Source organism: Aquabacterium sp. T101, from assembly GCF_057219775.1.
Window position 1 is genome coordinate 723,738 of record NZ_JBXVVZ010000001.1, and the last position, 10,586, is coordinate 734,323.

At 74.7% G+C, this 10,586-nt stretch carries 6 protein-coding genes; 2 read left to right on the forward strand and 4 right to left on the reverse strand.

Annotation, left to right across the window (positions count from 1 at the left end; genetic code table 11):
* Positions 1 to 11: 11 nt before the first annotated feature.
* The 4 genes from AC2EAQ_RS03355 to AC2EAQ_RS03370 are packed head-to-tail and all read right to left on the reverse strand — an operon-like array spanning position 12 to position 9,555.
* Positions 12 to 974, reverse strand: a complete 963-nt coding sequence (locus AC2EAQ_RS03355; protein ID WP_484640333.1) for a transglutaminase family protein — start codon at positions 972 to 974, stop codon at positions 12 to 14.
* A complete protein-coding gene (locus AC2EAQ_RS03360) occupies positions 971 to 3,541 on the reverse strand; it encodes a circularly permuted type 2 ATP-grasp protein (RefSeq protein WP_484640334.1) in 2,571 nt (856 codons plus the stop codon). The genes AC2EAQ_RS03355 and AC2EAQ_RS03360 overlap by 4 nt, the downstream gene beginning before the upstream one ends.
* Positions 3,542 to 3,577: 36 nt before the next feature.
* Positions 3,578 to 7,057 carry a transglutaminase family protein gene (locus tag AC2EAQ_RS03365; protein ID WP_484640335.1) on the reverse strand — a complete coding sequence of 1,160 codons (3,480 nt, stop codon included), beginning with the start codon at positions 7,055 to 7,057 and terminating at the stop codon, positions 3,578 to 3,580.
* Entirely contained in the window at positions 7,036 to 9,555 is a 2,520-nt protein-coding gene (locus AC2EAQ_RS03370; protein WP_484640336.1) for a DNA internalization-related competence protein ComEC/Rec2, read from the reverse strand. Before AC2EAQ_RS03370 ends, AC2EAQ_RS03365 begins: the two co-directional genes overlap by 22 nt.
* A 55-nt stretch (positions 9,556 to 9,610) precedes the next feature.
* Between AC2EAQ_RS03370 and AC2EAQ_RS03375 the strand changes: the two genes are divergently transcribed.
* Together AC2EAQ_RS03375 and AC2EAQ_RS03380 are read left to right on the forward strand one after the other, a co-directional pair.
* Positions 9,611 to 10,075, forward strand: coding sequence for a RidA family protein (locus tag AC2EAQ_RS03375; protein ID WP_484640337.1), 465 nt, complete (start codon positions 9,611 to 9,613; stop codon positions 10,073 to 10,075).
* Positions 10,072 to 10,584: a disulfide bond formation protein B gene (locus AC2EAQ_RS03380; protein WP_484640338.1), complete on the forward strand. Its 513-nt coding sequence runs from the start codon at positions 10,072 to 10,074 to the stop codon at positions 10,582 to 10,584. The genes AC2EAQ_RS03375 and AC2EAQ_RS03380 overlap by 4 nt, the downstream gene beginning before the upstream one ends.
* Positions 10,585 to 10,586 lie beyond the last annotated feature (2 nt).

A 10,586-nucleotide genomic window follows, 5' to 3' on the forward strand; every position in this document is an offset into this window, starting at 1 on the left:
GCCACCCGGCCTCAGGCCAGCCGCGACGTGCGCACGTGCACCGACAGCCGGTGCTCGCCGCCGCCCCGGATCACGCCGCGCAGCGGGGTCACGTCGCCGTAGTCGCGGCCGACCGCCAGCCGCACATGGCCGATGGAGGGCAGCACGTTGTTGGTGGGGTCCAGTTCGAGCCACGCGGGCTCGGCATCGGGGGCCGCCGCAGGGCACCACAGCGCCACCCAGGCGTGCGACGCGTCCGCGCCCAGCCATGGTGCGTCGGCCGCACCAGCCTGGAGCGCGTCCTCGGGGGGCGCGGTCAGCAGGTAGCCGCTGACATAGCGCGCCGCCAGCCCGTAGGCACGCAGCGCACCGATCAGCAGGTGTGCGAAGTCCTGGCACACGCCTTCGCGCCGCGCCAGCACGTCGGCCAGCGGCGTGTCCACGTCGGTGCTGGCGCTGCGGTAGGCGAACTCGGCGTGCAGCCGGGCCATCAGCGCGAGCCCCACCTCGGCCACCGGACGGCCGGGCGCAAAGGCCGGCGCCGCCCATTGGCGCAGCCCCGGCACCGGCGGCACGAAGGGCGACTGGTAGACGAACTCGCTGGCCGGCTCGTAGGCACGGCCCTTGGCATAGCGAAGCCGCTCGCGCACCTGCTCCCAGGGCGCGGTGGCCGACGGCGGCGTCGCGGGCGCGGTGCGCACCCGCACCCGGCTGCGCGCATGCACCTCCAGTTCGCGGTGCGGCGCGTCGACCGTGAAGCAGCTGCGGCAGTTGCCCAGCCGGTCGACGTCGTCGACGCGGACCATCGGCACCGGCACGACCGTCAGGTCGTGGTCGATCAGGTCCTGGCCGTCGCAGGGCAGCGGCTTCAGGTAGGCGAGGTGGTGCGCCAGTTCCACCGGCGCCGCGTAGCGGTAGTGCGTCACGTGCTCGACCTCGAGCACGGCCTGGGCGGCGGCCACGCGCAGGGGGGACACCGGGGCGGTCGTGCTCATACCCGCTGCAGGTCCCCCGTGCCGGCATGCGCGAAATAGCGCTGGCCGATGCGGTCCGACAGGTCGCCGGCCCCCAGCGCCAGCCGGCCGGCGAGCGCCGCCACCTGGGCCTGGACGGCGGCCGGCGAGACGCCGCGCAGGCTGTCCAGCGTGAGCCCGGCGCCCTGCTCCGGCAACAACGCCAGCAACTCGTCGCGCCAGGCCGGCGATCCGGGCAGCTTGCCCACCTCGGTGCGCAGCCGGCGCAGGGTGCCTGCGAAGGCGCGCGGGTTGGTGTCGTCGAGCACCAGCAGGTCCACCAGCGCGAGCAGGTCCTCGTGGCGCTGGTAACGGGCGCGGAAGGTGATGGTGCTGTCGAACAGTTCGAGCAGCAGTTCGGTGGCCACGGCCGAGCCGCCGCGCGGGTCGATCGCGCCGATCAGGCGCGACATCGCGCCGGCCATGCCGGCCAGGCGCTCGACCAGCCGGCCCACCGACAGCAGGCGCCAGCCGTGGTCGCGCGTCATGCGGTCGGTCTGCGCGCCGGTGACCGCGGCCAGCTGCTCGGCCAGGCGCTGCAGCAGCGGCATCGCCTGGGCCGTGGACGGCAGCGTCACCGCGCCGGCCGGGCCGATGCGGGCCTGGAACTCGTCGCCCAGCCGCCGCACCAGGCCGAACTGCTCGGGCGAGAGGCGGTCGCGCAGCGCGCCGGCCACGCGCGCCATCGCGTCGAGGTTGAAGCCCACCGACGCGCCGCGGTCGCGCAGCGCCGCGAGCAGGCTGCGCTCGAACACGGGCGGCGAACGCTCCGCGCCGGGCGTGCCGGGCGGCACCAGGCCGGCGAAGGCGCACAGCGCCGACAGCGCGGCCAGCAGGGGCTGCGGCACCTCGTCGTCGCCGTCGACGAGGCCCAGGGCGGCCTGGGCGAGGCGCACGCCCTGCTCCGCACGCTCGGTATAGCGGCCGAGCCAGAACAGGTTCTCGCCGGTGCGGCTGGCCACCGGTGCCCGCCGCGCGGCCAGATCGTCGACGGTCAGCCGCTGCGGCAGCATCGAGAAGCTGTCCACGGCGGCGCTGGAGACGACCCAGGTGTCGAGACTGGTACCGCCCTGCTGCATCGACACCGACAGCGGCGCGCGCGTGGCCACCCGCGTCAGGCCGCCGGCCAGCACGTGCCAGCGGTCCGGAGCGTCGGCGATGGCGTAGACGCGCAGCACCGCCGGACGCGCGGCCAGCGCGCCGTCGTGCAGCGGCAGCGGCGCGCGCGACGGCGGCAGGTGCCCCTGCACCGTGAACGCGTCCGGGTCCTCGTCGACCGCGGCCTGCCAGTGGGCGGTCTCGCCGTCACCGACGCGGCGGGCGCCACCCTGCGTGAGCGCCGCGCCGCCGGCGAAGGCCGGTCGCAGCACCTGCCCGGCGAGACGGTCGCGCACCGACTGCCAGGCCGCCTGCTCGCCACACCACCAGGTGGGCAGCGACGGCAGCGCCAGCGGCTCGCCCAGCAGGGCCTGGCTGATGGCCGGCAGGAAGCCCTGCACCGCGCTCGACTCCAGGAAGCCGCTGCCCAGCGCATTGGCCAGCACCACGTTGCGCGCGCGGCTGACCTGCACCAGGCCGGCGACGCCGAGCGCGGAGTCGGGACGCAGCTCGAGCGGGTCGCAGTAGTCGTCGTCGAGGCGCCGGATCAGGCCGTGCACCGGCTCCAGGCCTTCCACCGTGCGCAGGAACAGGCGCTCGCCGCGCACCGTGAGGTCCGCGCCCTCGACCAGCGGCAGGCCGAGGTAGCGCGCCAGGTAGGCGTGCTCGAAATAGGTCTCGCTGTAGGGGCCGGGCGTCAGCAGCGCGATGCGCGGCAGGTGGCCGTCGCCCAGGCGTGCGGCGATCTCCCCGGCCTGCTGCTGCACGGTGTCGAGCAGGCGCCGGTAGCTCGACGCGATGTGCTGGATGCGCAGCTCGCGGAAGGCCTCGGGGTACAGGCGCGAGACGATCAGCCGGTTGTGCAGCACGTAGCCCAGGCCCGACGGCGACTGCGTGCGCTGCGACACCACCCACCAGCGCCCATCGACGCCGCGCGCCACGTCGAACGCGGCGATGTGCAGCGGCATGTCGCCCACCGCGCGCACGCCGTGCAGCGGACGCAGGTAGCCGCTGTGGCGGAACACCAGCGCGGCCGGCAGCAGCGCGTCGTGCAGCAGGCGCTGCGGGCCGTACAGGTCGGCCAGCATGCGCGACAGCAGGCGCGCGCGCTGCGTCACGCCCTGCTCGATGCGGGCCCAGTCGGCGGGCTCGACGATCAGCGGCAGCGCCTCCAGCGACCACGGCCGCGCAGCCAGGCCCCCGCCGTCGCCCACGTGCAGGTTGTGCGTGACGCCGTCGGCGCGGATCTGCTGCGCGATCGCGGCGCGATGGCGCACGAAGGCCGCGGCCGGGTCGGTCTGCAGCGCCGGCGCGGCGGCGAAGAAGCGCTGCCACGACGGGCGCAGCGCGCCGCCGGGCTCGCGCAGCTCGTCCCAGCTGTCGTCGGGACGCTCCTCGAGCGCGAACGCGAGCGGCGGCAGGCCAGGCGTGGGCTCGGGCAGGCGGGACAAGTCGGCGCTCAGGGCTGGGTCGCGATGCAGGCCACCTTAGCCGAGCCTCAGGTCGAACGTGAACGGGAATTCCCGGCTCGGCGTGCTGGGCGCCACCACCAGGCGTCCCGGCGTGTGGCCCAGCGGCTCGAAGCGCGCCAGGCGGCGGCTCTCGGCCTCGTAGGCGTTGACGGGGAAGGTGTCGTAGTTGCGCCCGCCCGGATGCGCCACGTGGTAGCGGCAGCCGCCGATCGAGCGTTCGGACCAGCGGTCCACCACGTCGAAGGTCAGCGGCGCATGCACGCCGATCGTCGGGTGCAGCGCGGCGGCGGGCTGCCAGGCGCGGTAGCGCACGCCGCAGACGAACTCGCCGACGCGCCCGGTGGGCTGCAGCGGCAGCGCGCGGCCGTTCACCGTGATCGCATGGCGGTTGCCGTTCAGGCCCGTGGCCTTGACCTCCAGCCGCTCCAGCGACGAGTCCACATAGCGCACGGTGCCGCCCGGCGCGCCCTCCTCGCCCATCACGTGCCAGGGTTCGAGCGCGCCGCGCAGCGCCACCTCGATGCCCATCGAGCGAACCTCGCCGATGCGCGGGAAACGGAACTCGAAGTGCGGGTCGAACCAGGCACTGTCGAAGGCGAAGCCGGCACGGCGCAGGTCGGCGATGACGTCGTCGAAGTCCATCCGCACGAAGCTCGGCAGCAGGAATCGGTCGTGCACCCCGGTGCCCCAGCGCGTCAGGCGCAGGTCGCCGCCGCCCTGGTAGGGCGTGCGCCAGAACCAGGCCACCAGCGCGCGCATCAGCAGCTGCTGCGCCAGGCTCATGCGCGCATGCGGCGGCATCTCGAACGCGCGCAGCTCCAGCAGGCCCAGGCGTCCGGTGGCGCTGTCGGGCGAATAGAGCTTGTCGATGCAGAACTCGGCGCGGTGCGTGTTGCCGGTGGCGTCCACCAGCAGGTTGCGCAGCGTGCGGTCCACCAGCCACGGCGGCACCTGCTTCCACAGCGCAAGCTGGCGCTCGATCTCCTGCAGCGCGACCTCGACCTCGTAGACCTGGTCGTCGCGCGCCTCGTCGATGCGCGGATGCTGGCTCGTCGGGCCGATGAACAGGCCCGAGAACAGGTACGACAGGCTGGGGTGGTTGTGCCAGTAGGTGATCAGGCTGGCCAGCAGGTCAGGCCGGCGCAGGAACGGGCTGTCGGCCGGCGTGGCGCCGCCCAGCACGAAGTGGTTGCCGCCGCCGGTGCCGGTGTGGCGGCCGTCGACCATGAACTTCTCGGTGCCCAGGCGCGTCTGGTGCGCCGCCTCGTAGAGGAACTCGGTGTGGTCGACCAGCTCGGCCCAGTCGTGCGCCGGGTGGATGTTGACCTCGATCACGCCCGGGTCCGGCGTCACGGCCAGCGTCTTCAGGCGCGGGTCGCGCGGCGGCGGATAGCCTTCCAGCACCACCGGGATGCGCAACTCGGCCGCGGTGGCTTCCACCGCGGCCACCAGCTCGAGATAGTCGTCCAGCGCCACCAGCGGCGGCATGAACACGTACATCACGCCGCGCTTGTCGGCAGCGCCCAGCTCGGCCTTGGCGCCGTTGGCGCGCGACGGGTCGCGCACCTCCACGCACAGCGCGGTGCGCACCACGCCCGGGTCGCTGACGAAGCGCTGCGGCAGGCGCGCGCCGGGGGTGGCATCGTCGCGGCCACCGGCCCCGGCGGTCCCCCCCGCGGCCTGCCTGGCGGTCGGACCAGCAGCACCGGCCCCACCCGACGCGACGGTCCCGGTGCCCGAGGCCGTGCCCGACGGCATCGTCGTATCGCCCGCGCCCATCTGCCGCCGCAGCGCCGCCGCCGCCGGCAGCGGCGCGCGCGGCGCAAACGGGTCCTGTTCCACCACGTAGGGGTAGTCGCTCGACTTGACCCAGGGCAGCGAGTCCAGCGGCAGCCGGTAGCCCATCGGCGAATCGCCGGGCAGCAGGTGCAGCCGGTCGTCGCGCACGAGCCAGGGCCCGCTGACCCAGCGCGGGCCGTCCAGCGCCTCGCTGCGCGCCAGCGGCAGCAGGTAGCCCACCACGTGCTTGAGCCCCTGGTCGAACACCCGCTTCAGGCGCGCGCGTTCCATCTCGTCGTCCAGGCGCGAGTCGAACGGGTCGACGTTGACCGGCAGGCGCCGCTCGCGCCAGAGGTAGTAGTACACGTCCTCGAACGCGGGCTGCACATGCTTGCGGGCCAGCCCGAGCCGCGCGGTCAGCGACTCGATGAAGCGGCGCGCGTCCTCGCTGGTGTGGTACTGCGGCACGCGCTCGTCGGCGAACCATGCCGGGTCGGCCCAGCAGGGCTGGCCGTCGCGGCGCCAGGCCACCGTGAGCGCCCAGCGCGGCAGCTGCTCGCCCGGATACCACTTGCCCTGCCCGAAGTGCAGGAAGCCGCCGGCGCCATAACGCTCGCGCAGCTTGAGCGTGAGCCCCATGGCCAGGCCGCGCTTGGTGGGGCCCAGCGCGTCGGTGTTCCACTCGGCGCCCTCGCGGTCGTCGACCGACACGAAGGTCGGCTCGCCGCCCATCGTCAGCCGCACGTCGCCGTCCTTCAGCTCGCGGTCCACCGCATGCCCCAGCGTGACGATCGACGCCCACTGGTCGTCGGTGTAGGGCAGCGTGACCCGCGGCGACTCGTGGATGCGCGTCACCGCCATGTGATGCGAGAACTCGACCTCACTCTCGTCGACCGCGCCGGTCACCGGCGCGGCGCTGCCGGGCTCGGGCGTGCAGGCCACCGGGATGTGGCCCTCGCCGGCCATCAGCCCGGAGGTCGGGTCCAGGCCGATCCAGCCGGCCCCCGGCAGGTAGACCTCGCACCACGCATGCAGGTCGGTGAAGTCGGACTCGGCGCCGCTCGGGCCGTCGAGCGACTTCACGTCGGGCTTGAGCTGGATCAGGTAGCCGGAGACGAAGCGCGCCGCCAGGCCGCAGTGGCGCAGCAACTGCACCAGCAGCCAGCCGGTGTCGCGGCACGAACCCGAGCCGTTGGTCAGCGTGACCTCGGGCGTCTGCACGCCGGGCTCCATGCGGATCAGGTAGCGGATGTCGCGCTGCAGGCGCTGGTTGAGCCCGACCAGGAAGTCGATCGTGCGCTGCTCCTTGCGGTCGATGCTGTCCAGCAGCGCCTTGAAGCGCGGCGTCAGCGCGCCCTTGACGAGGTAGGGCGCGAGGTCGTGCTCGACGCCGGGCGCGTACCGGAACGGGAACTTCTCGGCTTCGGGCTCGAGGAAGAAGTCGAACGGGTTGTAGACCGCCATCTCGGCGACGAGGTCCACCGTGATCTTGAACTCGGTGGTCTTGTCCGGGAACACCAGGCGCGCGAGGTAGTTGCCGAAGGGGTCCTGCTGCCAGTTGATGAAGTGCTGGGCGGGTTCCACCCGCAGCGTGTACGACAGGATCGGCGTGCGGCAGTGCGGCGCCGGGCGCAGGCGCACCACCTGCGGCGACAGGGCCACGCGCCGGTCGTAGCGGTAATGCGTGACGTGGTTCAGCGCGACGTGGATCGCCAAGGTGCCGTCTCCTGGGGTGGTGCCTTGCCCCCGTCGGGAGCAACTTCCAGGCCATCATGCCAGTAACGTCGGCGCGCCTGCCTTTCGCAGCGGGCGCCGCCGCCGCTGTCGGCCGTCCAGGCGCCACAAGCGGGCGTGGTCAGCAGCGGGATGCCGCGCTGCGCGTAGCGCGCCACCACCTCGGGCGCCGGGTGGCCGAAGCGGTTGCGATGGCCGGCCTGCACCAGCCCCACGCCGGGCGCCACCGCGTCCAGGAAGGCCGGCGACGACGAGGTGCGGCTGCCGTGGTGCGGCACCAGCAGGATGTCGCTGCGCAGCGCGGCGGCGCCGGCGCGCTCGACCAGCCGGGCCTCCTGCGCCGCCTCCAGGTCGCCCGTGAGCAACAGGCGCCGGCCGGCTGCGTCGGTGACCGACAGCACGCAGCTCAGGCTGTTGGGCGCGGCATCGGGGCGCAGGTAGTCCTGCGCCGTGGGGTGCAGCACCTCGAACGCCACGCCGTCCCAGCGCCACGCCTGGCCGGCCTCGCAGCGCCGGTGGGGCAGGCTGCCCGTGCGCAGCGCATGCCCGGGCTCGAGCGACGACGACAGTGCCCGCACCTCGTGCGCCTTCAGCAGCGCCGCGGCACCGCCGACATGGTCGATGTCGCGATGACTCAGCATCAGCAGGTCGAGCGCCGGCACGCCGGTGGCGCGCAGCAGCGGCAGCAGCACGCGCGAGCCGGCGTCGCTGTGACGCGCGTACTGCGGCCCGGCGTCGTGCAGCAGCGCGTGGTGCCGGGTGCGCACGAGCACCGCGCTGCCCTGCCCCACGTCGGCCACCAGCACCTGGAACCGCCCCTCCGCCGGCCGCGCCACCGGGGGCGCGAACAGCGGCAGCATCAGCGGCAGCGCCAGCAGGCGCAGTCGCCACGGCGCTGGCATCACGGCCAGCGCGCCGCCGGCCAGCGCGGCGGCCTGCACCCACGCTGGCGCGGCGGCCGCCGTCCAGACGGCCGCGGGCCAGGACGTCAGCACGCCGAGGGCCGTCCCGAGGCCCTGCACCAGCGCGGCGCCCAGGGCCCACAGCGGCGGGGCCAGCACGCCCAGCAATGCCAGGGGCGTGACCAGCAGGGTCACCAGCGGAATGGCCAGCAGGTTGGCGACGAAGCCCACCACCGACACCTGCTGGAAGAACAGCAGCGTCAGCGGCGCCAGCCCGACCGTGGCGACAGCCTGCGAGCGCAGGCCCTGCCGCGCCGCCGCCAGCAGCGCGGCGCCGCGCCCGGCAGGGGCCGCCGCGGCCTCGCAGTCGGCCGGCTCCGACGCCAGCAGCAGGCCCACCGCCACGAACGACAGCCAGAATCCGGGCTGCAGCAGCGCCCAGGGGTCGAGGGCCGACACCACCACCGACGCCATCAGCAGGACGAGGCTCCAGGGCCAGCGCCGACCGCACTGCGCCAGCAAGGCCGCCGCGGCGAGCATCCACACCGTGCGCTGCGCCGGCACGCCCCAGCCCGCGAGCACGGCATACGCGGTGGCCGCGGCCAGGCCGCCCCAGCGCGCCACCACCGGCGCCGGCAGCCACAGCACGCTGCGGCGCCCGAGCCGCCACACGCGCCCGAGCGCCCCACCGGCGAGCCAGGCGAACATCGTGACGTGCAGGCCGCTGATGCTCATCAGGTGCGCGATGCCCGAGTCGCGGTACAGGTCCCAGTCGGCGCGGTCGATGGCGGCCTGGTCGCCGATGGCCAGCGCCGCCAGCACGCCGGCGCTGCGCTCGTCGGCCACCCGCGCGTCGATCGCGTCGCGCACGCGCTGGCGCCAGCGCTCGACCGCCGCGCCCTGCCCGTCGGCCAGGAGCGTGGCCGTCGCCGCCGGCGTGGCGCGCACGGTGCCCGAGGCCCGCAGGCCGCGCTCCCAGAACCACAGCTCCTGGTCGAAGCCGTGCGGGTTGAAGCTGCCGCGCGGCGGGCGCAGGCGCACCGGCAGCCGCCAGCGCTGACCGGCTTCCAGGCGCGACAGCGGCGACGCCACCGGCACGCCCTCGAGCCAGCCGCCGTACCAGGCCAGCCACACGCGCGCCGGTACGCCCACCGGCGCGCCGTCGAGCGTGGCCCGCTCGACCGCCAGCTCGAACTGCGCGCCCTGGTCGTTGCGCCGGGGCAGCGAGACCACGCGGCCTACCAGCACGAGGTCGCGGCCTTCGAGGCGGGGGTCGAGCGCGTCGTCGAGCCGCCACTGCGCCCGCACCGTCGTGAGCGCGAAGGCGCACAGCGCCAGCCCGGACAGCAGGGCCACGGTGGCCAGGCCGACGGCGACGGGCCCGCCGCCTGCCGCCGCGCAGCGGCGCCGCCCGGCCAGCAGCAGGGCGGCGCCCAGCGCCAGCAGCGCACCGCTCTCGGCCGGCGGCGCCAGCGCCGGCTGCTGCAGCTGGACCGCCGTGCCGGCCAGCCACGCCAGCCCGACGAGGGCCAGGAACAGGCCCGTCGGGCCGGCGCGGGGCCGTCGGGCCGCTGTCATCGGGCCAGTGTAGGATCGCGCCCCTCCGCCCCCGCCTCCAGCCACGAGTGACGCGATGAGCCGACCCGCCGACCGCCTGCAAGCCATGGGCATCACGCTGCCGCCGGTGGCCGTGCCCGCCGCCGCCTACCTGCCCTTCGTGCGCAGCGGCAACCTGGTGTTCCTGTCCGGGCACATCGCCAAGCGCGACGGCAAGCCCTGGGTCGGCCAGCTCGGCCTGACCATGACCACCGAGGAAGGCCAGGCCGCGGCCCGGGCCGTCGCGGTGGACCTGATGGGCACCCTGGCCGCCGCGCTCGACGGCGACCTGGGCCGCGTGCAGCGCATCGTCAAGGTGATGAGCCTGGTCAACAGCACCGCCACCTTCACCGAGCAGCACCTGGTGACCAACGGCTGCTCGCAGCTGCTCGTCGACGTGTTCGGCAGCGAGACCGGCGCCCATGCGCGCAGTGCCTTCGGCGTGGCCCAGATCCCGCTGGGCGCCTGCGTCGAGATCGAGCTGGTGGCCGAGGTCCGGTGACGCCGCGGGCCCCGCTGTCGCGCAACGCGACCCTGCTGGGGATCGCCCTGGTCTGCCTGGGCGCTGTCGGCATCGCGCTCGTGTCGCAGCATGTCTACGACATGCAGCCCTGCCCCTGGTGCGCCCTGCAGCGCCTGATCTTCGTGGCGATCGCCGCGGTGGCGCTGCTGGGGCTGGCCTGGCGCTCGGCCGCCGGCCGCCGCACCGTGGCCCTGCTGATGCTGCTGCTGTGCGGCACCGGCATCGCCGCCGCGCTGTGGCAGCACTTCGTGGCCGCCGCCTCGTCGTCGTGCAACCTCACGCTGGCCGACCGCGTGCTGTCGGCCACGATGCTGGACTCGCTGCTGCCGGAGATCTTCCAGCCGCGCGCCAGCTGCGCCGACGCGGCCGTCGACCTGCTGGGCGTGCCCTACGAGTTCTGGAGCCTGGCCCTGTACGCGGCCATCGAATCGGCCGTGGTGTGGATGCTGGTGCGCGGCCGCGCCGCGCTCGACCATCCGGGCGGCTGACG

What these genes read in the sequence shown, in the direction of transcription:
- AC2EAQ_RS03370 (WP_484640336.1), bottom strand. Translation starts at nt 9,555, where the DNA reads ATGACAGCGGCCCGACGGCCCCGCGCCGGCCCGACGGGCCTGTTCCTG.
- AC2EAQ_RS03375 (WP_484640337.1), top strand. Translation starts at nt 9,611, where the DNA reads ATGAGCCGACCCGCCGACCGCCTGCAAGCCATGGGCATCACGCTGCCG.
- AC2EAQ_RS03355 (WP_484640333.1), bottom strand. Translation starts at nt 974, where the DNA reads ATGAGCACGACCGCCCCGGTGTCCCCCCTGCGCGTGGCCGCCGCCCAG.